At 42.8% G+C, this 24076-nt stretch carries 22 protein-coding genes and 1 pseudogene; 13 read left to right on the forward strand and 10 right to left on the reverse strand.

The annotated features are described in order from the left end of the window. Window positions 1-118 precede the first annotated feature (118 nt). Complete coding sequence (locus O9323_RS19695) at window positions 119-355, forward strand: DUF29 family protein (RefSeq protein ID WP_002748521.1); 237 nt, start codon at window positions 119-121, stop codon at window positions 353-355. A gap of 81 nt (window positions 356-436) precedes the next feature. Then, a pseudogene (locus O9323_RS19700) lies at window positions 437-544 on the forward strand (DUF29 family protein); the annotation flags it as partial. 316 nt (window positions 545-860) lie between these two features. On the opposite strand, the gene O9323_RS19705 reads toward O9323_RS19700, so the two are convergent. Beyond that, window positions 861-1517 carry an MAE_28990/MAE_18760 family HEPN-like nuclease gene (locus O9323_RS19705; protein ID WP_024971290.1) on the reverse strand — a complete coding sequence of 219 codons (657 nt, stop codon included), beginning with the start codon at window positions 1515-1517 and terminating at the stop codon, window positions 861-863. Between the two features lie 5 nt (window positions 1518-1522). Further along, window positions 1523-2638: a DUF262 domain-containing protein gene (locus O9323_RS19710; RefSeq protein WP_002755498.1), complete on the reverse strand. Its 1116-nt coding sequence runs from the start codon at window positions 2636-2638 to the stop codon at window positions 1523-1525. A gap of 439 nt (window positions 2639-3077) precedes the next feature. On the opposite strand from O9323_RS19710, the gene O9323_RS19715 reads away from it, so the two are divergent. Both O9323_RS19715 and O9323_RS19720 read left to right on the forward strand, forming a co-directional pair. Further along, window positions 3078-4877 (forward strand): acyl-CoA dehydrogenase family protein, encoded by a 1800-nt coding sequence (locus tag O9323_RS19715; protein WP_288125619.1) that lies wholly within the window; start codon window positions 3078-3080, stop codon window positions 4875-4877. Then, window positions 4855-5217 (forward strand): acyl carrier protein, encoded by a 363-nt coding sequence (locus tag O9323_RS19720; RefSeq protein WP_002755494.1) that lies wholly within the window; start codon window positions 4855-4857, stop codon window positions 5215-5217. Before O9323_RS19715 ends, O9323_RS19720 begins: the two co-directional genes overlap by 23 nt. A 405-nt stretch (window positions 5218-5622) precedes the next feature. Here O9323_RS19720 and O9323_RS19725 read toward each other — a convergent pair whose 3' ends face one another. The 3 genes from O9323_RS19725 to O9323_RS19735 all read right to left on the reverse strand — a co-directional run bounded on the left by O9323_RS19725 (window position 5623) and on the right by O9323_RS19735 (window position 9133). Continuing rightward, entirely contained in the window at window positions 5623-6246 is a 624-nt protein-coding gene (locus tag O9323_RS19725; protein ID WP_002738397.1) for a cytochrome c oxidase subunit 3, read from the reverse strand. 215 nt (window positions 6247-6461) lie between these two features. Continuing rightward, window positions 6462-8138 carry a cytochrome c oxidase subunit I gene (gene ctaD / locus O9323_RS19730; protein WP_002738565.1) on the reverse strand — a complete coding sequence of 559 codons (1677 nt, stop codon included), beginning with the start codon at window positions 8136-8138 and terminating at the stop codon, window positions 6462-6464. A 29-nt stretch (window positions 8139-8167) separates the two neighbouring features. Continuing rightward, complete coding sequence (locus O9323_RS19735) at window positions 8168-9133, reverse strand: cytochrome c oxidase subunit II (RefSeq protein ID WP_002738474.1); 966 nt, start codon at window positions 9131-9133, stop codon at window positions 8168-8170. Window positions 9134-9447: 314 nt separating this feature from the next. On the opposite strand from O9323_RS19735, the gene O9323_RS19740 reads away from it, so the two are divergent. Together O9323_RS19740 and O9323_RS19745 are read left to right on the forward strand one after the other, a co-directional pair. After that, window positions 9448-10368, forward strand: a complete 921-nt coding sequence (locus tag O9323_RS19740) for a COX15/CtaA family protein (RefSeq protein ID WP_288125620.1) — start codon at window positions 9448-9450, stop codon at window positions 10366-10368. A gap of 13 nt (window positions 10369-10381) precedes the next feature. Then, window positions 10382-11332 carry a heme o synthase gene (locus tag O9323_RS19745; RefSeq protein WP_288125621.1) on the forward strand — a complete coding sequence of 317 codons (951 nt, stop codon included), beginning with the start codon at window positions 10382-10384 and terminating at the stop codon, window positions 11330-11332. 105 nt (window positions 11333-11437) lie between these two features. Here the strand turns inward: O9323_RS19745 and dnaA are convergent, their stop codons facing one another. Beyond that, a complete protein-coding gene (dnaA, locus tag O9323_RS19750; RefSeq protein WP_024970458.1) occupies window positions 11438-12772 on the reverse strand; it encodes a chromosomal replication initiator protein DnaA in 1335 nt (444 codons plus the stop codon). Between the two features lie 84 nt (window positions 12773-12856). Between dnaA and def the strand changes: the two genes are divergently transcribed. From def to O9323_RS19770, 4 genes are all read left to right on the forward strand, one after another. Further along, on the forward strand, window positions 12857-13435 hold the full coding sequence (def, locus tag O9323_RS19755; RefSeq protein ID WP_002755489.1) for a peptide deformylase: 579 nt from the start codon (window positions 12857-12859) through the stop codon (window positions 13433-13435). 184 nt (window positions 13436-13619) lie between these two features. Next, window positions 13620-14081, forward strand: coding sequence for a DUF2996 domain-containing protein (locus tag O9323_RS19760; RefSeq protein WP_288125622.1), 462 nt, complete (start codon window positions 13620-13622; stop codon window positions 14079-14081). 79 nt (window positions 14082-14160) lie between these two features. Next, a complete protein-coding gene (locus O9323_RS19765) occupies window positions 14161-14538 on the forward strand; it encodes a DUF3110 domain-containing protein (protein WP_002755488.1) in 378 nt (125 codons plus the stop codon). Window positions 14539-14691: 153 nt separating this feature from the next. Then, window positions 14692-15111, forward strand: coding sequence for a YraN family protein (locus O9323_RS19770; protein ID WP_002739402.1), 420 nt, complete (start codon window positions 14692-14694; stop codon window positions 15109-15111). Window positions 15112-15611: 500 nt separating this feature from the next. On the opposite strand, the gene O9323_RS19775 is transcribed toward O9323_RS19770, so the two are convergent. Further along, window positions 15612-16430 carry a tetratricopeptide repeat protein gene (locus O9323_RS19775; protein WP_002755487.1) on the reverse strand — a complete coding sequence of 273 codons (819 nt, stop codon included), beginning with the start codon at window positions 16428-16430 and terminating at the stop codon, window positions 15612-15614. Between the two features lie 876 nt (window positions 16431-17306). On the opposite strand from O9323_RS19775, the gene patR reads away from it, so the two are divergent. Next, window positions 17307-18179, forward strand: a complete 873-nt coding sequence (gene patR / locus O9323_RS19780; RefSeq protein ID WP_002739111.1) for a heterocyst master regulator PatR — start codon at window positions 17307-17309, stop codon at window positions 18177-18179. A 68-nt stretch (window positions 18180-18247) separates the two neighbouring features. Here patR and O9323_RS19785 read toward each other — a convergent pair whose 3' ends face one another. After that, window positions 18248-18721, reverse strand: coding sequence for a hypothetical protein (locus O9323_RS19785; protein WP_334311186.1), 474 nt, complete (start codon window positions 18719-18721; stop codon window positions 18248-18250). A 20-nt stretch (window positions 18722-18741) separates the two neighbouring features. On the opposite strand from O9323_RS19785, the gene O9323_RS19790 reads away from it, so the two are divergent. Further along, a complete protein-coding gene (locus tag O9323_RS19790; RefSeq protein WP_288125623.1) occupies window positions 18742-19665 on the forward strand; it encodes a putative bifunctional lysylphosphatidylglycerol flippase/synthetase in 924 nt (307 codons plus the stop codon). A 65-nt stretch (window positions 19666-19730) separates the two neighbouring features. On the opposite strand, the gene O9323_RS19795 is transcribed toward O9323_RS19790, so the two are convergent. Then, a complete protein-coding gene (locus O9323_RS19795; RefSeq protein ID WP_002738997.1) occupies window positions 19731-19967 on the reverse strand; it encodes a hypothetical protein in 237 nt (78 codons plus the stop codon). A 117-nt stretch (window positions 19968-20084) separates the two neighbouring features. Further along, window positions 20085-20441 (reverse strand): hypothetical protein, encoded by a 357-nt coding sequence (locus O9323_RS19800; protein ID WP_002755482.1) that lies wholly within the window; start codon window positions 20439-20441, stop codon window positions 20085-20087. Between the two features lie 114 nt (window positions 20442-20555). On the opposite strand from O9323_RS19800, the gene O9323_RS19805 reads away from it, so the two are divergent. Beyond that, window positions 20556-23882, forward strand: a complete 3327-nt coding sequence (locus O9323_RS19805; protein WP_288125624.1) for an AAA-like domain-containing protein — start codon at window positions 20556-20558, stop codon at window positions 23880-23882. Window positions 23883-24076: the final 194 nt, after the last annotated feature.

Consider the following 24076-nt stretch of genomic DNA (forward strand, 5'->3'; position numbering starts at 1 on the left):
AAACAGCACTTTTTCTCGGTCAATGATTAGGGTAAGTTATAATTTAGGGGTTAATTAACAACTAAAGCTTATGCTTGTAGCTAAGTGAAATCATTGATTAAGAGACCTGTACTTTTCAATGACTTTTTGCCGCAAACCCTATGTAGCTTGGCTGCAAGACCAAGCAGCAAAACTGCGATCGCCTGATCGCAATACTTTAGATTGGCAAACTTTAGCCGAGGAATTAGAGGAAATGGTGGATGAACGCAAATACAAAGCAGAAAGCTTTCTTTTCTTATTCAACTCCTCAGTCACCTGCTACTTTACGCCTACTGGAATCATCCTTACTACCTACCCCACTGGACAGACGAGATAGATAATTTCAGATTGGAATCGAGCCTGCTATTTCGCTCTAAGGTAATCTACAATCATGCCTTAGAACGGGTTTGGTTATTGTTATCAAAAAGCACTGGGAAAAGCGAGCCGCAAAAGTGGATTAACTTTACCAGTTGACTGTCCTTGGACAATTGAGAAAATTCTTGATGAGGATTCGTTACCTGGTTAAAAACTCGAGCTTGCAATCCAACTTACATCCATACAACAATAGGGTGGGCAATACCCACCTTACTTCAGTTGCTCAACAACTAATAGCTGGTATTCCAAAATCTGGTTGAAAAAGAAATTGATACCAATTTTCAATAGTCGTGATTAACATCTGAAAGTGCAATTCCGCTCTCAGAGAGGAATTGCACTTTGGAATAATCAACTAAGTCTGTCATCACTTTTGAAAAATGATATGAGTCAGCGGTTTAATCACTATCGGTGCAGCAGTAGGAGCCACATTAGGGAACGCACCCTACAGCGATTAAAATGCGTAGATTTCATGATGAGCTAGGCGGATTTGATGGTTTCAAATACTTCTGATTATCTAAGCAATCAATTACAGATAGTCCTAGCTCATACATAGCTTCCAAAGCCGCATTTTCATACTTGTTATACTCAGTCAGATCATGAATTATTTCTTTCTGCCCATGAGCTATATTATTTCTCCTGCTTACTAATGTTTTAAGTAAAAGCTCATGTTGATCCACCATTGAGCATGATAAACCAGCATCTGTAGAGTTCTTTTTAAGCAGCATAGGCTTTAAATTGCTATCTGCTTCTAAGCGAATATTGAATTCAATATTCTCATTAATTAAAGCTGGCAATTCGTTGGAAAAAAAGCTCCAAACTCCATCTGCTGACAAATCACCTCCAAGTTCTTTAAAGCGCTTCCTTAGCGATAGCTTTATAACCTCCTCACGGCATTGATTGCGTTTAATATTTTGCCTTTGAATTGTATCGAGGTATAAATCCCATGCAAATCTACAAAAACCTTCATAGTGAGCATATAGCAAAGTAGTAATAGCTCTCAAGAGAGCTTCATACCTTACAGGATGCTTAACCCTATCAGTCGTTAATATTTGAATTTTAATTGCAGCCAGTTCTCCTTCTCTCCAGTTGAGATCAGCCTCGATCTCATTCGCCCAGTTACTCATGAAAATTACTCCAGAAGCTGAGTTAAACCGTCTTGAATACATCCAATTCTATTAGAAAGCTTAGTTCTGGAGTTAGCTCCAGGTCCAATATTATCCTTAAAGCTGTTTGACTGAACAATTTTGATTATTTCATCCCTAACAGAAGAATTATCCAGATTCTCTAATCTTTCTAGTATCCTAAACACGCCAATTGTAACAGCTTCAAAATAAGCTGGAGCTAAAGCACCAATTGGTGATTGATCGCGATATCGAACAAAAGCACCACTGCCGAGAATTTGGCTCAAGTAATCAAATAATCTATTAAAGTCTTGTGTTTCAGTAGAATAATCAAATTGTATTTCTCCAAATAATATATTTTCCATGTATGTGTCTAACCAATCTCTCACACTCCCCCGGAAGAGATCTTGAGCATTTTTTGCGGCAAAAAATCTTAAGACAAGCTCTTCGTCTCCCTTTTGTTCTTTTTCTGATTGAGACAATGTATCTATGCAAGTCTTAAAGTTTGAATAGGAGGATCTTTCTTGGAGAAATGTATAAAACTTTATACCTGGCTCACCAAGCATCCTAGAAGAACAGTTACGAATTTCCTGTGGAGCTAGAATTGAGCCACCAGTATTTAACCTTTTGAACATTTCATAACGCAGAAAAGACTTACTTTGCCTTTTAATAATTACTGTCCTTACAGAGGATCTTTTAATCCTAAGCTTGAGTCTCAATGATAAATCTTCAAAAGTCAGATTATTAAGTTCTGAAATCTGATCACAACCTTCTAACTTTAGAGATTTCAGCTTTTCTCCATCTATATCAGTGAAATTCAGTACATTGGCATCAATGAATTGAATCACAGAGCTAAGGCGTTGTAAGCCATCAATTAACTCCAAAACCCCATCTGAGTTCTCAATAGTAAATATCTGTGGTATTGGCAACTCAAGAAGTATGGATTCTATTAAACGAGACTTTTGTTGATTAGACCATCGGAATAACCTTTGATATTCCGGTTGAATAATGAGTTCATTTTGAGAATATAAACTGATGATTTCTCCAAAGCTGAGATCGATAGATTCAGTACGAACCTCACCAATTTTGGCATCTATCCGTTCATCTATTGATTCCATCATCATATTGCTCCTAGACTTCTAAACCCTATGGCAAGCAAAACTTATACCTTAAACATTCTAATCGTAATCTGCCAGTTGAATATTACATTCAAGGAAAAAGTATGAACAGGGAACGAGCCGCATAACTATTAATCATACCGCTCCCTGCGATCGAGCAACCTCCCCCATCCTAATATCCCACTTCCATCGGTCTAACACCGCCTCAATAAAACCTAATACCGCACTGTGCGGTTTAATCACCTCAATTTGGGCATAATTACCGCAGAGGGTAGTCTAGCACCCCACCCCAGTGGGTTCTAGCACATTTAAGGTAAAGGCGAAATTAAAAATTGTTGCCATCCTACAGCCAAAAGTCTAGAATGGTCATTAATTTTTGTGAATGGTCGGGTCTTCTAACCGAAGGCATTGACGAAAAGCACATTGTATCTGTCCTAGAGGCACTATGAAAAAGCTTAAGCAATACTGGACTGCTGAAGCACTGGAAAAAGACTTAGGCGATCCTCTCAATCCCGATAACCCTCTATCCTACAAGCGGGTGATCGAAATTGATGAGAGCGAAGAATTTCCCCACGAGGAAATTCGCTGGTTATACGACTGGAAACTCCAACACTACTACATTCCCACGGATTGCGGCGGTGAGTTCACCTCTTTTGAGGAATTTGTCGCTTTTGTGCGGGTACTTTCCCGACGGGATCAAACTATCGGCATCGCTTTTACTACCCTATTCTGGTCGTTTTTAAACTGGATGGCGGGAACCCCAGAACAGAAACAGAAGCTCGCCCGTTTTATCATGGATGACTATGGGGCGCTGTGTCTGGGTTACTCGGAAAAGGAACACGGCAGCGATCTGATCAATGGTGATCTGACCGCGACGAAGGTGGAAGGAGGTTATATTCTCAATGGGGAGAAATGGCCGATTAACCGGGCGACTATCTCTGGAATTTCCTTTATTTTGGCGAAAACCGATGCTAACGGCGGGCCAAAGTGTTTAACCCTATTTATGGTCGATAAACGGCAATTAGACCCCGAAAAATACTATAATTTACCGAAAATATACACCCATGGTGTGCGGGCCTCGGATATGAGTGGCATTGGTTTTAAGGATTGTTTCGTCCCTGATTCCATGCGTTTACGCGAGGAGGGAGACGGTTTAGAATTAGCCCTGAAAGGTTTCCAAATCACCCGAATGTTGTGCGCGGCTTTTTCCCACGGGGCAGCCGATACCGCTTTAAGAACTACCCTCGGTTTTGCCGTTAATCGAGTAATTTATAACAAAACTGTGATGGATTTGCCCCAACCCCGGCGCACTCTCGTGGATGCTTTCCTTGACATCCTTATTTGTGATTGCGAGACGATTCCGGCCGCGAGAGGTTTTCATATTATCCCCGAACAGTTTAGCGTCTGGGCTTCGGTGGTAAAATATTTTGTCACCGTCCGTCTGGAGGAGATGGTTAATAGTGTTTATGTGGTCTTGGGATCGCGTTTTTATATGCGAGAAGAACACGAATTCGGCATCTTCCAGAAGCTACTGCGGGATAATTCGATTATCAGTATGTTTGACGGCAGTTCGATCGTCAATCTTCATGCTTTAATCCTACAATTGCGTCCTTTAACTAAATATCGGGCTAAACGCAACTCGCGCACCATGTCGGCGTTAAAAAGCCGTTTAGAGGCGATTTTTAGCCTAGAAAAGTCGGTTCCTCCCTTTGAACCCAATAATTTAGAATTATTTGGCCGGGGAATGGATGATTCCCTGCAAGGTTTAGAAATTGCCCTTGATATGCTGGAAGGATTGAAAAATTCTGACGAAGTGGACCCAGAGATATTAGAAAATCTATTGATGTTGGGTAATTTAGTTTTAGAGGAACTAAATGCTCACGATGAACAGATTAGTCAATCGAAATTCGAGTATGGTCACGACCAATCACCCGAATTGTTCGAGATTGCCAGGAAATACTGCACTTTACACGCCGCTTCTGCTTGTTTACACACTTGGCTTTATAATCGTTCTATCTTGGGGGAATTTTTTGCCCGGGGGGAATGGTTGGTGTTGAGTTTACACCGATTACTGCGAACTCTGCGGCCGCTGCCTTACACTCTATCTGAGGTGTATGTAGAAAATGTTGCCCAAGAACTGCTGAAATTATATCAAGAAAATCAACATTTTTCGATCGCCCCTTTTCAATTAGCCCCTTCACAAACTACCGAGGAAAAAACCCATGAACTCCAGCTCCAATCTTAATAATCTGGTACAAAATTGGTTAGTTAAACAGTTAGCTGATCAGTTATCTTTGGATGCTAAAACAATTAATGTGACTGAACCTTTAACCCGTTATGGTTTAGATTCGATCGATGCAGTAACGATGGTGGGTGATCTAGAGGATTGGGTTGGTCAAGAGTTACCTTCTACCCTTTTCTGGGATTATTCTACTATTGAAAAAGCGTCTCTTTTCCTAGTAGAAAACTACGATCTTTCTAATCTTTCCGGTGAGGAAACCCCCGCAGAAGTTGCCCCCGTCGCTGAAAAAGCTGAACCGGCCGTTAGTGGTGGCAAAGGTTGGAGTTTATTCGGTCGTCGTTAATTATCAGTGATCAGTTACCAGTTACGGCATTTCTCATAAAAATGAAGTATAACCTATAGGATAACTGCTGTAAATTGAAATACAGAAAAAAGGGCGATCAAGCGATCGCCATTTTCTCCTACTAAATAATACCAATTCTCCAAAGTCTGACTACAGAAGTTTAATCCCCCTAAATCCCCCTTAAAAAGGGGAACTTAAAGGGGGATTTAAATTCGATGTGTAGTTTTCATTTAGAGAAATGGTATAACAAAAATTAAGTAGCTGGTTATAATTAAATTAAAAATGGATTTTAGGTTCGATCCCCCCTGCCCCCCTTGATAAGGGGGGTGCCGATAGGCGGGGGGATCCCCCCTTAATCCCCCCTTGATAAGGGGGGTTATCTGACAACTTTTAACGCCTACCTACTTATCTCAAGATATACACCAGTAAAAACAGGATAATCCAGACCACATCGACGAAATGCCAGTATAATTCTGCCGCTTCGACACCAAAATGAGATTGACTAGAATAGTGGTCTTTTTGACGAGAACGCCAGAGGACAGATAGAATTAGCACTAAACCGAAAGTAACGTGGAGACCGTGGAATCCGGTTAAGGCATAAAAAGCGCTGGTGAAAACATTAGTTGTCAGACCGAATTCAGCGTGATAATATTCGTATCCTTGACCACAAAGGAAGATAATTCCCATTAGGGCAGTAATACCGAACCACAATTGTAAACCGGCGTTATTATTTTGTTTAATCGCCTTTTGTCCTATGTGCATAACAAAACTACTGGACACCAGAATAATCGTGTTAATTGTCGGTAGGGTTAATTCTAATTCTGGCGTGCCGGCGGGGGGCCAAACGGGTAACATGGTACGGTAGAACAAGAAAGCGGCAAATAAGCCTAAAAAGATGGAACTTTCCGCCACTAGAAACAAAACCACACCGAATAAGCGATGATCCGGGTGGCCATGATGTCCGTGTTCCACTGTTTCCTGATGATAATTGACAGAGAGTTGAGAATCTTCGAGCGTTGAACCTTGCATGATTGAATGTCCTTAGTTTACACAGGAGACGGGGAGCTTTTTGTCAGTGGGAAGTGGGAAGTGGGAAGTGGGAAGCTTTTTTTCAGTGTTGCCAAAGGCACGGCGTAGCCGTCCAGTAAACAGTAAACAGTAAACAGTGAACTGAAAACTCACATCTGATAACTGATAACTGAAAACTCACATCTGATAACTGATAACTGATAACTGATAACTGATTATTGGGATTCAGCACCCACTTCAGCGAGGAGATCTTGTACTGATTCCGCTGCTTCCGATTCTTCCATATCAATACCGTAATCGTAGGGGCCAGACCAAAGAATCGGCATTTCCTCAAAATTCTCGATAATTGGGGGGGAGGAGGTTTGCCATTCTAGGGTTAAAGCGCGCCAAGGATTACGACCAGCCGGTTGACCTTTAAAGGCACTCCAGACCATATTAATAGCGAAGGGAATACTCGATATACCGAGAATATAAGCTCCTGCGGTACTAAGAACATTTAAATCCTGAAACTGCACATCATACAGGGCAATACGACGGTTCATACCCAATAATCCCAATTCGTGCATCGGCATGAAAGTTAAATTCAAACCGATAAAACTGAGAACAAAGTGGATACGACCGAGAGTCTCGTTATACATCCGTCCGGTCATTTTCGGGAACCAATGGTAAACGGCAGCAAACAGGGCCATTGCCGTACCACCAAATAGTACATAGTGGAAGTGACCGACGACAAAATAGGTATCGTGGACGTGGATATCGAAGGGAACAGAAGCCAACATAATCCCAGTCAAACCACCGATGAGGAAGGAAGACAGGAAACCGATCCCAAATAATAAAGACGTATTGAGACTAAGTTTACCCCCCCAAAGGGTGGCACACCAACTAAAGATTTTAATGCCGGTGGGAACGGCGATTAACATGGTTGCCGCCATGAAAAACATCCGTAACCAGCCGGGGGTGCCGCTGGTGAACATATGGTGGGCCCAGACGATTAAACCCAAGAAACAGATGGTGAGACTGGAATAGGCGATCGCTCGATAACCAAAAATCGGTTTACGCGCATGAACTGGTAATATCTCCGATATCGTGCCGAAAAAAGGCAAAATCATGATATAAACAGCAGGATGGGAGTAAAACCAGAACATATGCTGATAAACCACCGGATCGCCGCCGCCGGCAGGGTTAAAAAAGCTCGTGCCGGCGATTAAATCAAAGGACAAGAGAACGAGAGCAGAAGCGAGAACGGGGGTGGAAAGTAGTACCAGAGTCGAGGTGGCCAGCATTGCCCAACAAAATAGCGGCATACTGTACAAATCCATCTCAGGAATCCGCATTTTCAGGATCGTGGTGATGAAATTAATCGAGCCTAAAATCGAAGAAGTCCCGATCAATAAAAGGCTCAAAATCCACAATTCTTCGCCCCATTTGCCGCTAATTAAGCTCAAAGGTGGGTAGGAAGTCCAACCGGACTGGGGTGCGCCGACAAAGAAACTGGATAATAATAGCAGCCCGCCGGGGGGATTAAGCCAGAAAGCCACAGCGTTAAGACGAGGAAAAGCCATATCTTCGGCCCCAATCATCAGGGGAATGAGATAATTGGCAAAACCTGCCCCAACTGGAACGATCCAAAGAAAGATCATGATCGTTCCGTGCATGGTCATGAATTGGTTATATAGTTCTGGGGAGACAAAATCGGGGTCAGGAGTGGCTAATTCCGTCCGCAGCACTTCTGCGAAAGCACCGCCAATAAAGAAGAAAAGAAAGGCAGTCACCAGATATTGAATCCCGATGACTTTATGATCGGTGCAGAAAGTAAAGTAATCGGTCCACTTGCGGTGATGGATCACCTCGGGAACGGTTGCTGGGGTGGTTATTTCCGTTGATGCTGTCATAAGGCCAAGATTTTAGATGACAAGAAAAATTACATTTGCTGCTGATGGGCAACTTGGGCGAGGATTTCACCGTTTATGCCCATTTCTTCGGTGTAGGGGGTCAAATATTGACTATCAGAGCGATCTTTAGCGGTCATAGCTACAGTTCGATCGCTGTCAACTTCGGCGATTGTGTTATCCTGCACCCATTGGTCGTAATCGGCTTGGGAGTGAACTACAAAGCTAGATTTCATGCCGCCGTGATAGGCCCCGCAAAGTTCCGCACAAATGATCGGATATTGACCAATTTGGTTGGATGTGAACGATAAAACCGTTTCCTGTCCGGGGATAACGTCCTGTTTTAGACGCAATTGGGGAACCCAGAAAGCATGGATCACATCTCCCGCTTCCATATTCAGTTGCACGGGACGATTGACGGGAGCGTGCAGTTCTCCGGAAACAATGCCGGTTTCGGGATAGGTGAAGATCCAAGCGTATTGAATACCTTTAACATTGACCACTAGGGGGGGAACTCCTTCACCATCGTAGGAATTGCCGATACCTAGGGCTACTCTGCGATCGCCGCCCAGGGCCATCATCGTGCCGTGGTGATGACCGTGGTGGGCGATTTCTCCTTTGCCACCCTTGGAAATCAAGGGATCGAGACCGCCGATATTGTTATAAATCTCGAAGCTATAGACGGCAAGGATAAAAACGATTACCGTCGGGATGGCTGTCCAGAAGATTTCTAGGGGGACATTGCCCTCCACTGCCGGCCCGTCGGTTTGATCCCCCGGTTTACGGCGAAAGCGAATCACTATATAGATAATCACGCCTTCAACTATTAAAAATAGTCCCGTGGCGATGGTCATCATCAGATTAAAGATATTATCTATCTCCTGAGCATCTTCAGAAGCGGCCACAGGCATTAAGCCATGATTTTGGCCATACCAGAGACTAATTAAGGTTAAGGTGATCCCGAGTACGAGCGTCAGGATACTGCTGGGAATTTTCACGGTCTTTTCAATATTTTTAATAGTGGCTACTTATTCAAGGCTAAAACATGATTCCCCTATAGATGGGAAATTTAACCAGCATCTTCTGAGAATTTTATCTTTTCTTTGGGATCGTTTTCGGGGAAAGTATTTAAAATAACTAATTTTTATGTTTTATTCTGAGTTTATGTAAACAAATGTAACGGAAATGGCCAGAAATCTAAAGAATATCTAAAAGGTTTTACCAGTCGTAAAAAAACTCATTCACAGTGATAACTGACTGGCAAACAAAGCCAGGATCTTTGATGACAGACTCCTTGAGAACAGGCAAACCGATGACCGAATCTGTTTTTAACCCGACACCCCTAAGAGAAACCGGCAATATTCAGGTGTGGATGCGCCGCTTAGTCTGGAAAATTGCGATCGCTACTTTCGCCCTCATGGTGGTGGGCGCTGCCACCAGAGTTATGAACGCCGGTTTAGCTTGTCCCGATTGGCCCCTCTGTTACGGTCAATGGATTCCCAGTCAGCAGATGAATCTACAGGTATTTCTGGAGTGGTTTCATCGTCTCGATGCCTCTTTGATCGGGTTTAGTACGATCGCTCTCGTCGGTCTGTCTTGCTGGTATCGTCGCCATCTTCCCCGTTGGCTGTGGCCATCTGCGATCGCCGCCTTGGCTTTAATTCTCCTGCAAGGAGTCCTGGGAGGATTAACCGTCACCCAATTACTGCGATTTGACATCGTAACCGCCCATTTAGCCACAGCTTTGCTCTTTTTTGCCACCTTAATCGTCATTGCTATCGGTCTGACTCCCTACCGTGGCACAGGTACGGTCGGAAAACTAACCGGGATGGGAATGGTCGCCACCAGTCTAGTTTATCTGCAATGTCTCCTCGGCGGTCTCGTCGGTTCCCGTTGGGCAGCCCATCAGTGTTTAACGGTTTCCCAACTCTGCACGGTGATGAATAGCCACATTATCGGGGTTTTTCCCGCCACTATATCGGTTTTAACCCTAGTTTTCTTCGCTTGGCGAGCTGCCGCTATCCATCCTCTCCTCAAAAAACTAGCTTTTAGCGCCGGGGGATTAGTCGCCCTACAGGTGTTTTTAGGCGTTGCCACCCTGAAACTACATCTCCAGGTGGAACCCTTAACCATTACCCACCACAGCATCGGTGCGCTATTGGTGGGAACCCTCGTCGCTTTTACCACTTTTGCCCTTCGCGATCGTTCTTTCGCGCCTATAAGCCATCTCTAAGGATTTAATCACGATGACTGGAACTCAAGCCCTTCGCCACCACGATAATTTTTTACAAGTCGCTAAAAGTTATTATCAACTCACTAAACCGCGAATTATTCCTCTACTGCTGATTACCACGGCCGCTGCCATGGAAATCGCCTCTAAAGGTCAGGTTTCCCCCCTCTTACTCTTTCTTACTCTCCTCGGTGGCACTCTCGCCGCCGCCGCCGCTCAAACCTTAAACTGCATCTATGATCGCGACATCGATCACACCATGCTTCGCACCCGCGCCCGTCCTGTTCCCTCCGGCCGCGTGCAACCCCTCCACGCCCTCATTTTTGCCCTCGTTTTAGCTTCTCTTTCCCTAGCACTTTTTGTCTTTTTTGTCAATACTTTGAGCGGATTTTTAGCAATGACCGGTATCGCATTTTATATGCTGATTTATACCCATCTGCTCAAGCGTCATAGTGTCCAAAATATTGTTATCGGCGGCGCAGCCGGCTCGATTCCTCCTCTCGTCGGTTGGGCGGCAGTAACGGGCGATCTCGGTTGGATTCCCTGGATTTTATTCGCCATTATTTTTCTTTGGACTCCTCCCCATTTTTGGGCTTTAGCTTTAATGATCAAGGATGATTATGCCGAAGTGGATATCCCGATGATGCCCGTAGTTAAAGGGGAAGAAGCCACTAGCGATCAGATTTGGCTCTATACTTTAATCGTCGTTCCTTTCACTTTCCTCCTGATTTATCCCTTGGCTGCCTGTGGTGTGGTTTATGGTCTAGCGGCTTTGGTTTTAGGGTTTGTTTTCCTGAAAAAAGCTTGGCGATTAAAACAGAATCCTTTTGATCGGGACATGGCTCGATCGCTGTTTAAATATTCCATTCTTTACATGATGTTATTATGTACAGCTATGGTGATCGATAGTTTACCCATGACCTCTCGTCTCCTCGCTACAATTGCCAGTTTATTCCCCTGTAGTTAATCTCAGTTATCAGTTATCAGTTATCAGATGTGAGTTTTCAGTTCACTGATTACTGTTTACTGAAAAACCCCATCTCCCCAATTCATAATTCATAATTCCCTCCGACTACTGATTGCGACTGAGGGAGTTAATTCGCTCGATTAGTTGCGCTAAGATGTCTTGTAATTGTCGATCTTGATGCTGGGAAAGGTTAATTTTATCACAGCTATAAATAACGGTGGTGTGATCTTTGCCGCCAAATTCTTCGCCAATGCGCGGTAAGCTTAAATCCGTGTGTTGACGCATTAAATACATCCCAATCTGTCGAGCAAAACTAATTTCTCGTCGGCGGGAATTTCCCTTTAGATCAGCGATCGAGAGTTGAAATTTTTCCGCTACTACCGCCATAATAATCTCAGGAGAAGTGGCAATTTTGGCCATTGGTGGATTTAAAACTGGCGCGATATTTTCTACCGTCATCGGCAATCCGGAGATAGAAATATAAGTAGTAGCTCGGATTAATGCCCCCTCTAATTCGCGAATATTAGAAGTATAATTAACGGCAATATATTCGATAACTTCTCGTGGGAGACGCAGATTTTCGTACTCGGCCTTTTTTTGTAAAATTGCCATACGAGTCTCGATATCTGGTGCTTGGATATCGGCCACTAATCCCATAGAAAAGCGAGAAATTAAACGATCCTGTAAACTGGGAATCTGTTTGGGGAGGCGATCGGAGGCTAAAACTACCTGTTTTCCCGCTTCGTGCAGGGTATTAAAGGTATGAAAAAATTCTTCTTGAGTGTATTCTTTTCCTTCAATAAATTGCAGATCATCCACTAATAATATGTCAGCATGACGATAATGATTACGAAAACTTTCCATACTATCTTGACGGATAGCGGTGATTAAATCATTCGTGAATTGTTCCGTCGATACATAAAAAACCTTGGATTGGGGATATAATTCCAGACGATAATGACCGATCGCTTGCATTAAATGGGTTTTACCTAATCCCACACCACCACAGAGAAAAAGCGGGTTAAATTCGCGTCCGGGTAATTCCGCCACCGCTAAAGCAGCCGCGTGGGCCATGCGGTTAGTTGGACCGACAACAAAACGGGAAAAATTATATTTAGGGTTAAGTTGATTACTGGGCGGTAATTCTGATTCTAAGCTACTGTTAGGCTGGAAAATAGCGATCAAATCCCCCTGTTGTGCCGTTAGTTGAATCTCGACGGGATAACCGACGATATCCTCCACTACTTCGGCAATTGTTGACAGATAATTTTTCTGAAGATGGTTAAGAATAAAGGGATTGGCAGCCTGAATTACTAAGCGATCGTTTTGCCATTCTTTAACCGTTGCCGTTTGAAACCAAGTCTCAAAAGCGGGACGGGTTAATAGTAATTTTAGACGCTCTAGGAGATTATGCCAAAGTTGTTGGGTGCTGCTATCCACGGTTAATTTTGATTAACAAAGTTGCTCTAGTGCTGCTGCGGGGAAACCTTATCAGTTTAGCGAGATTTTGCCGTTGACGATAAAATGATTTTCAGAGCGAAACAATTAATCCTTATACAGATGACACAAGTTTTAACAATCACCCAATTAGGAAACCCAATTCTACAGCAAAAAGCACCGGAGATCGATAATCTTCTCGATTCTGACTGTCAAAATTTGATCGATTCCCTGATTACCACGGTGCAAGCTGCCCACGGGGTGGGAATCGCCGCGCCCCAAGTTGCTCGGTCTCTGCGTCTGTTTATCGTTGCTTCTCACCCCAATCCTCGTTATCCCGACGCTCCGATCATGTCACCCACTGCCATGATTAATCCGCGTATTTTGCAGGTGAGCGAGGAAATGGTCAAGGGTTGGGAAGGTTGTCTCAGTGTCCCCAATTGGCGCGGTTTTGTCCCCCGTCATCAGTGGATTGAGGTGTCCTATTCTGGTCGCAATGGTCGGGAAATCCGTCAAGTTTTCAGGGATTTTGTCGCACGCATCTTTCAACACGAATACGATCATCTGGAGGGAATCCTCTTTCTTGATCGCCTTGCTTCTCCGGCGGATTTATACTCGGAGGAAGAATACCAAAAAATCAGTAATATTGCTGAATATAAGCGTTAACGGGAGAATTAGTTTGAGCATTTGTACTAAAATTTCCAATACGCAGTTTAAATTCAATACAGCTTAGGCGGGGGGATATGATAGTTTTTAGCACCCAACTACACTACTTAGCTAAAAAAACTGATAACTGATAACCCGGGAGAAAATATAATTGTAGCTACCTACCCATTCCAGATTAATTCCTATGGCAGAAGAAACCACCACCCCAGCAACTCCGGCAGCAGAAGCAGCAAAACCGGCTCAACCTGCGGCTGCTAAAAAACCCAAGGAGCCTACCGTTGAGGAAAAACCCTTTGCTGAATTTATCGAGCAGCATTTTCAGCCCGCATTGGCTGCCGCCTTGCAAAAGCTGGGTATAACTGATATGAAGCTGTCCTTTAAACAGGATAAAATTCCCGTGCAGGGCTTTTCTAGCTCTCCCTGTTGGCAGTTAACTGGCAATTGGCTCGGGGGAATGCGTCAATTTAGCATTTATTTTTTAGAAGAAGACATCAATGGCAAAAAAGCTTTTTCTCAAGCTGAGGGCGGTGCTAAACCTAGTACACTTGAATCATTTATGATCGATGAAAGGAAAGTTAGTCTTGATTTACTGTTGTTTTACACCCTGCAACGGCTTAACGGTCAAAAGTGGTTGACGAGAAACTAAAATTGCTGGGGATTAGCGATCGAGAAGGGGGGTAAAATGAGCATAGACGACCACTGCTTATCGATCGCTAATAGTAATTATGCGTGTATTTGTACTACTTTTTAACGCAGGCACAGAAAACGAAGGTATCCACACCATTCAAATGGGAGCTATCAATAAGGTGTTGATGTTTGAATCGGAAGATGATGCCACCCGTTATGCGCTGTTGTTAGAGGCCCAGGATTTTCCGACTCCCACGGTAGAGAAAATTGATTCGGAGGAAGTGGCAGAATTTTGTCGCAGCGCTGGCTATCAAGCGGAAATGATTGAAGCGGGTATGTTGGTAATTCCCCCCGAAAGCAATGCCGAGGAGTTGGATTGGCAAAAAGAGGAAGTCCCCCCCGCCGAGGAGGAGTTTTCCGAGATTCCCGATGCGGAGTTAGACAGCATCCGTCGTCGTCTAGAAGGACTTTTGTAATAAACCTCTTGTAAAAATCGAAAATTGTCCTGCTTGGTTAGGAGACAGGAGACAGTAGCCAGTAGTCAGGAGTTCAGAGTCAGAAGACAGGACAATAAATCAATATTGTTCCCTGTTCACTGATAACTGTTCACTGATAACTGTTCACTGAATATGACAACCGTGGGGGAATTGGGCGAAAATTTGGTGGCGGATTGGTTGCAATTACAGCAATGGCATATCCTCCAGCGTCGTTGGCGTAGTGGCGGCGGTGAAATCGATTTAATCGTCTTATCTAAATCTCAGGCGATTCTCGCTTTTGTCGAGGTGAAAACCCGCAGCGCCGGCAATTGGGATTTAGGGGGCAAATTAGCAATCGATGACCGTAAACAGGGGAGAATTTACGAGGCTGCCCAGATATTTCTCTCCTTTTATCCCCAGTGGTCCGATTTAACCTGTCGTTTCGATGTGGCTTTAGTTAGTTGTCAAAAAAGTTCTCTATTAGCTTTACCTGAGTTTTCCCTTGATTATCCCTGTCAGCGACAGGCAGGTTATCAATTGCAGTTACAGGAATATCTCGTGGCGGTTTTCTAAAAACACAATAGGCCCGCCTAGGGAGGCGGGCTTTATCTTGTACAAACGATATGGACTCCTAAAAAATTAACGGACTCAACATAATAGAGGTTTACGGAAACCACAACAGTCTATCTGTCAACTATCAAGATTTCTCAGTTTACCGACTCAGGTGCTGATTACGGCTCACTCCATCTGTCCTATATCGAGCAACAGAGGCGAAACCATACTTTACTTTACAAACCTTGAGAATCTGCGTCCGATTTAGCTGTTGCGTTGAGCTAGAGCAGGTGGCACAGGCTCTAGGTCTTTTTGCCTGAAAGGAAGTTGAGTCGCTTCCCTTGTGCCTTTATGTTTTTAATATAACACCTTTGTCGGGACTCGATCGAGCTTGTGATTAAAGTTTACATTTATTGATTTTTAGCAAAAATTGCCGTTACAAAACTATGGGGTGTGGGGTGTGGGGTATGGGGAGAATAAATAAAATAATCTCCTATCTCCTGACTCCTATCTCCTGACTCCTATCTCCTGACTCCTATCTCCTGACTCCTGATTAGGGACTGAATCTCCTCTCTGTAGGCAAAAGGAGCGCGACTGAGAGCCTCTTGAAAGAGGGGTTGAGCCTCTTGATTTTTGCCCTGTTCTTTTAGTACGATCGCCGTCGCTAAAATCGGTCGGAAATCGTTAACATCCATCTGTTGAGCTTGTTTATAGGTGTTTAAAGCTTCCGGATAATTTTGCTGCTCGAAATAGATTTTGCCTAAAAGTAACTGAACGGAAACGATATCGATTAAACTAGCGGGATTATTGGGATCGGCAGCGGCTTTTAAAGCACGATCAATCGTGTCTTTGACTAGACTAATCGCCTCGGTATGGCGGTTTTGGCTGAGAAACAAATTAGTTAATCCAGTTAAGGCCCGTAGATTTTGGGGATGGGAGGCCAAAAGGCTGCGATAACTGGCTGTGGCTCCTGCATAGTCCTCTATTTGCTGTTTTGCTTCCGCTAAAAGTAGTAGATAATCGGATTGTTGGGGGTTAAGTTGCGCTAATTTTTCTAAAGGTTCGATCGCTTGCTTTAAATCGCCCTGCTGTAGGCGAATATCTAATAATCCCCGCAAAGCCGTCTGATTATCGAGTTCACGCTCTAAAACCATCTGATAACCCAGTGCTTGACTGGCTAATTCCTCTTGTTTCACTGCGGACAGATGACTCTGGCCCGAGGAGTGCTGACTCTGGAGAATAGAAGCCAATAGCGGCATGATTGAGAAAGACAGCAAGGCAAATAACATCAGGATGAGACCGATGGACAGCCAACGACGGTTAGAGAGAGAGGCTTTCATACACTGGGGTGCGAGGGGACAGACAGGAAAATGTTATGGAAATCTGGAGATTTGATCAGGGGATCGATCGAATTCGTCGCTCTTTATCTCAAATGTCGGGGTGAAGACCCGAAGCGCTTAGTGCGACGGGATGAAACCAAGCGCCAATACAAAACAGCACTTCGACACATTTCGAGGGGCTTCAATGTCAAGGCTCAATAATACGAAGCACGGTTAAAAATAAGCGTCCAGTCTCCTGAAAAAATCTCGAATAACTTCTTCTTTTAAGGGTCTTGACCTACTTAGGCTAAATAGCTACTATATGAGTATAGCGGATAGGGTAATCAACCGCTTTAAAAACCCATGTAGTCTAATCACTACGCTATCTGCACCTTGACAATTAAAGATATGGGGTTCTACTCAATAGTTCTAGTTTCTCACCCGTGAGTAGGTAAAATCTTTACAGGAACTAGACAAAGCAGTATTTGAAGCTAACGTTTCAATTCAAGCAAATTTTGTACCCCCCTTGCCCCCCCAACCCCCCTCCGATGTCGGGGGCAGGGGGGGGAGGCAAGGGGGGACTATCGTAGGGCATACGAAAAGTAATGCTTGGGGAGAGAACCACCTCTGGGTTGGATAACGCAAGGTATCTAGTTTAAGTGGACTCGTTGAACCAAGAATCCCTCGCATGAGCGCGATGGGAGTGTCAATGAGTACAATGGGCAGACAGTCAAGACTCAAAAGGGTTTTGATAAGGTTGACAGTCAGAAGATCATGGTTCTTAATATATTAGATGCCAGTAGATTCGCCCTAGAGGGTTATTGCAACCCCCCAGATCGCGCTTTTGACTTGCTTGATTACTAATTTACTATGTGTCTCCGCCGCTAGGAGTGTGATATGAATCGTCCTGGGAATCGGTTTACCGAATCACCGAAAACCCCCCCGACTCCTGAAGTGGAATTTCAGGAAGTCCCCCTTGAGTCCCCCCATACTGAGGCTGACTCAGCCGTAGAGTCAGCCACCCCCGAAGAAGTCAAACGTCAACAACCGATCCCCCCTCCCAGTCATCTGCGGCAGTATCGGGCGATCGGTCTCGTCTATGGCCATTATCAGCGATCGGAGGAACAATTAACTAAAGGCAATATTTTAACTGCCGATGGTACTCTGATCGATTCTGTGATTCTCGGTCGGGTGATCAGTTTGGTTAAAAATCATCTCGATCTGGAAAAACCCCATCTTTGGGTGGTTTATCCCCGCACCCGTCAGGAAAATGATGCCCTTCATGTTCAGATTGTCGGTGTTTGGGAACCAGAAACCCTGAAAAAAGAGGATGATCAGGAGATAGAGCCTCTACCCGCTTCTACCCCGGGTTATTTTTCGATTCGAGGCGAAGTCATCTTTACTGAACGGGAAAATCAAGCGGTAGTGGTCAAAATCCGACAAATGCCCAAAACTGAAGCGGACAAACCCAAGTTTTTTAAACTAAAATTGCGCGGCACTTTACCAGGTAAACCGATCGGTCGTTTTTGGGATTTTCAGGTACAACTGAAAGGAGATGCCTTAACCATTTTGGAAGGTTTAGACCTCGGTTTTGCCAGTAAGAAAAAACCGATGGGTAAGGGAGGTTTTAAAAAGCCTTTTGATAAAAATCGTCATCCCTCGGCCGATAGATATTCTCGACCGGAAGGGGAAGGAGAAAAGCGACCTTTTGCCCCCGGACAATCCCCTATCCCTCGGCCTTCCCGATCCAAACCCCTATCGGAAAACTAATTTTTTCTAAGGATGGGTGCAGAACCCATCCCTAGGTTTAAGGTTTTTTTTCAGGAGTTATTTGCTCGTTAGTATCTGGGAATACGAGCGCGAATTCTATAACTATAACCTGTTCCCAAAATCTCGGTGATAAAAACCGCCAACTGAGTGCCTAAAATCGCTTCATCGGCAGAACTAAAAGATTTATAATCTTCTATTAACCACTCTTGACCACCATTAACTAAAGTACATCTAAATGTACCAAGAGATTCGGCAATTTCTGTATATTCTGTATAGTTTCTCGTTCTTACTTCGCCCCTACTATCTGCCCTCAAACATAATTGATTAAGTTCTGCATAAAATTTGGCAGGAATTTTGTCTAAATCACCCCCTTTAGTCGCCCAACGCACAAAAAGATGGAAAGACCAAGGAAGATTGAGATAAACTAGATAACATAAAACCAGAATAGTTGTTAAATATAAGGAGGAAGTCAAGAATTTATTATATTTCCTTTTTCGGGATCGATTTAAACGGTTAGCTAAATCTAGCTTTGATTTTCTCATTTTAATTAGTAAAAAATAAGATGTATAAAAAAATCCTGCGTTTTGCTCCGATTATCCTGTCCTTGAGTTTGTTTATTCTAGCGGTCTGGGCAATTAGTCAAGAATTTAAACACTACACTTTTGCCCAACTCTTGGCTAGTTTAAATCATATTACCACAAGTCGTAAGCTAGAAGCTATTTTTTGGATGGCTTTGGGTTATTTGTCGATGACGGGTTATGATCGCCTAGGTTTTTATTATATCAATCATGCCTTAGCTTTAGGGACTATTATCCGTACTGCTTTTATCAGTTATGCCCTTGGTAATACCATTGGTTTAACCTTATTTTCTGGGACAGCGATCCGTTATCGTTTCTATACTCCTGCGGGGGTGGGGGTGGTGGATATTGCCAAAGTTATCACTTTTACCCATTTAAGCTTTTGGTTGGGAATGTTAGGCATTGGTGGTGTAAGTTTCCTCATCGATCCCCAAAGGATTCCTCAACTTTTAAAATTACCTTTTTTAACTACTAAACCTTTAGGAGTAATTTTTTTATTGCTGGTTACGGGCTATTTTTTCTTGACTCTCACTTATAAAAAACCGATAAAAATCGGCAAAGAAAATATCTATTTACCCTCTTGGACTCTTTCCTTGGCTTTGATTTTGTTGACTTTTATTGATTGGATATTAGCCGCTAGAGTTCTATATCTTCTACTCCCAGACAACCATAATACTTCGTTTTTAGGATTTTTCGGTCTCTACGTATTTGCCATGACAGCAGGGGTATTAAGCAATGTGCCGGGGGGAATAGGTGTTTTTGAGTTTATCATGCTGAGATTACGCCCCGAATATGTATCTAATGCCGAGCTTTTCGGTTCTTTAATCGCCTATCGAGCTATTTATTATTTCCTGCCTTTAATTGTCGCTTTTGTCTGGTTATTGGGTTACGAAGCTCGCAGAAAATAAGGCCTGCAAATTAGCTTAAACGGACAAAAAAAGTCCCCATGCCGTCATAGCTGGGGAGCATCAATCTAGTAGGCTAAAGTTTCTAAAGTTTCGCGTAGATAGGAACAAATGCGAGCATCAGCATCGTCTCTATTTTTACCTGATTCTAGTTGTTCTTGCTGCCAACGCCGAAAACCGGAACTAGCGGCGATGGCTTGTTTTAAATGCTCCCAAGTGTGATGATCTTTGTGAAGTGGGGTGTCGGAAAATGTGGTGGAGTTGCCCATCTTTACCTCTGGTGGTAGGGTTGCACCTTTTAACATAACTTAAAAATGGCTGGAAATTCTGATAACTGGGACACAATTAGCCAGAAAAAGGTGTTGCCTAGCGGGAAAGCTGCGGGGATGCCAACACCTTTTTTGAGGAAATCTAGCGGATTTTTAGGAGATTTTGCTGGTTTCTGCCGCTTCTTCCACTTCCACTGCCTGATTTAAAGCTGCGGGGGGAATGGGGATAGGAAATACCGCCAGCAGGTTAGCGGTGGTATCTTCAGGAGGCTGCGCAGAGTGAAAACGACGGTAGCTTAAAACACCAGCTAGGGTGATTGCTCCTGTAGCGGCGGCAACCCCTAAAATAAGTTTGTTAGGATCCACATGGAAGGTGGTATTGCTGCCAAAAATGCTTTTACCTTTAGCGAAAGCACAAGCGGAAGCGCTGCCGGCATCAAGAGTACCTAAAACAATACCACTGACGAGGGTGGCACTGACGGCGATGGAGGTGAAAAAAGTTTTCTTCATAATTGCCTTGGGGATAGGTTGTCAATAGCGATTATCCTTGCATTATATATATCTAAATCACAATTGTCTATTTTATTTCTTTTGGTGACATTGAAATAATTTTGTTTAAGAATAATGAATTATCAATATCGTGTTGGGGGTAGTCTTGCTTATAACCATCCTACCTATATCGAGAGAAATGCCGATCAAGAACTGTTAACGGCGTTGAAAAATGGTCAATTTTGCTACGTTTTCAACTGTCGTCAGATGGGCAAATCCAGTTTAAGGGTACGAGTAACTCATATTTTACAGCAATTGGGCAGGGATTGCGCGTCCGTAGATATAACCAGTATTGGTAGCAATGATAATTTATCCCAATGGTATAACGGCGTGATCACCCGTTTGTTTTTAGGATTTAATCTGACGGGAAAAATTAATCTTAAATCCTGGTTGCGCGAGCGAGAGGATTTACCCCCCGTGCAGCGTTTGGGTCAATTTATCGAGGAAGTTTTATTAGTTTATTGTCGGGGAGAGAAAATATATATTTTTATTGACGAGATTGATAAAATTCTCAGTTTACAGTTTTCTCTAGATGACTTTTTTTCCCTGATTCGTTATTGTTATAACCAAAGAGCGGAAAATTCCCAGTATGAAAGAATTACTTTTGCTTTATTCGGTGTGGCTACCCCAGCAGATTTAATTCGCGAAAAGACGCAAACATCTTTTAATATCGGCCAAGCGATCGAATTAACAGGATTTAATCTTGCAGAAATTGCTCCTCTAGCTGCGGGATTATCCGGTCAAAGTAATTATCAACCCGACTGCTTAGAAAAAATTATTTTTTGGACGGGAGGACAGCCATTTTTAACCCAGAAAATCTGTCAGCTATTGCTGGAAACTAATTTAGATATTGAGACGCTGATCAAAGAAAGAATTATTAATAATTGGGAATCTCAAGATGAACCAGTGCATCTGCGAACTATTGCCGATCGCTTGTTAAGAAATCAAGACAAAGCGGGTCGTTTGTTAGGCATCTATCAACAAATTTTAGAAAAGGGGGCAATCCTCTGCGATGATAGTCCAGAACAAGGGGAATTAAGGTTATCGGGGTTGGTGGTAAAAAAGGATAATCAATTAGTAGTTTATAATCCTATTTATCGAGAAATATTTAATCTCAATTGGGTAGAAAAACAATTAGAGCAATTGCGTCCCTACTCAGAAGCGATCGCCGCTTGGCAACAGTCTAATTATACCGATGAATCGCGGCTTTTACGCGGAAAAGCTTTAAATAATGCTCTCGATTGGTCTCAGGGAAAAAGCTTAAGTAATCTTGATTATCAGTTTTTAACTGCTAGTCAAAATCTCGATAAAAGAGAGGCAGAAATTAGTCTAGAAACTCAGAGACAAGCTAATAAAATTCTAGCAATTGCTCACCAAAAAGCTACGAAAAGAATTCAAATTGGCTCGGTAATTTTAATTGCTTCTCTTTTGGGTTCTCTCTTAGCTTTTATTCAGGTAAAACAAGCGTGGCAGCAAGTAGAAACCGCTCAATTAGGTATTCAATTACAGCGCAAGGGTGATAGTGATTGGCAACAATTTCAATTTGAACAATTAGAATCTTTAATTGCGGCCATGCAAGCAGTCAATAGTTTAAAAAATATCGTTACTGATGGGCAAACCTTGAGTAAATATCCTGCTACAAGTCCAATTATTACCCTACAACAAATTTTAGATCGTATTCAAGAAAAAAACCAACTGCAAGGACACCGGGGAACTATTTATAGTGTTAGTATTAGTCCTGAGCGTCAAAAAATTGCCACTGCTTCTCAAGATGGAACGGTAAAAATTTGGAATCAAAAAGGTGAGAATATTCAAACTTTGACAGGTCATCAGGGAGCAGTTTATAGTGTTAGTTTTAGTCCCGATGGTCAAAAAATTGCCACTGCTTCCGAAGATAAAACCGCCAAAATTTGGAACTTGCAAGGACAAAATTTAGTCACCTACCCTGACCATCAAGAATCAGTTTATAGTGTTAGTTTTAGTCCCGATGGTCAAAAAATTGTGACTACTTCCAGGGATAAAACCGCTAGATTATGGAATTTATCAGGTGAAACTTTACAGGTATTTAAGGGACATAAAAGATCGATAGATGCAGCTAGTTTTAGTCCCGATGGTCAAAAAATTGCCACCGCTTCCCGGGATGGTACGATTAAAATCTGGGATTTATCAGGTAAAATTATCTTGAGTTTAGGTCAAGAAAATATTGAGGCTTTTTATAGTGTTAATTTTAGTCCCGACGGTCAAAAAATTGCCGGGGCAGCGGCCGATAAAACTGCTAAAATCTGGGATTTAGAGGGAAATTTAATAGCTACTTTCCGGGGACATCAAGATTTTGTCAACAGTGTTAATTTTAGTCCTGATGGCAAGTTTATAATTACTGCATCTAGTGACGGTAGTGCTAAAATTTGGGGAATGCAAGGGGAAGAAATAACCACTCTCAGAGGACATCAAGAATCGGTTTTTACTGCTGTATTTAGTCAAGATGGAAAACAGGTGGTAACTGGATCGAGTGATGAAACGGCTAAAATTTGGCAGCTGAACAATTTAAATAAAACTAGGGTCGATAATACCAGTGTTAGCATTAATTCCCAGGGCAATATTATCGCTATTGCTAATAAAGATGGTCAGATTACTTTACTCGATTCCCAGGGGAAAAAAATTAGAGAATTTACCACAAAAATGCGCTCAATCTATAGTATTGCTTTTCATCCCGATAGTAATCAGATAGCGATTACAGGAAGAAATGGAAAAGTACAAATCTGGAGTCAAAAAGGAACAATGCTTCAAGAATTTACTGCTAGTCAAGTACCGATTTATAGTCTTGCTTTTAATGGAGAGGGAACAGCAATAATCACGGGAACAAGCGAGGGAAAAGTTCAATACTGGCATTTAAGTAATTATCGGCCTCAATTAATTAATTCTTGGACAGCCGATGATAATATTATCTATGATTTGGTGTTTTCTCCCGATCATCAAAAAATTGCTACCGCTACTCGGGGAAAGATTAAAATTTGGGATTTGCAGGGCAATCTTTTAAAGGAGATTAAAACCGATTCTTTTCCCGTTTATGGAGTTAGTTTTAGTCCCGATGGTGAAAAAATCGCTGCTATTTCAAGGGATGGTACAGCTAGACGCTGGGACATTGACGGAAATTTGCGCTCCGAGTTTAAAATAGAAGAAGATATCGTCTATGGGATCACTTTTAGTCCTGATGGTCAAGAAATTGTGATTATTTCTAGGGATGGTCAAAAGCATCGCTGGCCCTTAGAAACAGAATATAATTATTTACAAAAATTGCTCGATCGAGGTTGTTTTTGGTTAGAAGATTATCTCAGGACTCGTCCCGAAAAACGAGAAGCACTATCCCCCTGTACTAGGAAAATAAAACCATTCACCTTTTAAACTTGGTTTGACTGGGTGGGGGGTGAAGGTTAAATTAATTAGTTAATTTCTTGGGTTCTTCGGTTTGTCTTATGCAACGGACAGGGTTATAAGGGATGAAACCCTTATAGAAACAGACATTACTGCGATTTTTGTCAATTGTTTGCGATCTGGAGCGAACTAATCAATTAAATCTCTTGCCAGATCAGGATTTA

Source organism: Microcystis sp. LE19-131.1A (assembly GCF_027532015.1).
Lineage (GTDB): Bacteria > Cyanobacteriota > Cyanobacteriia > Cyanobacteriales > Microcystaceae > Microcystis > Microcystis ichthyoblabe_A.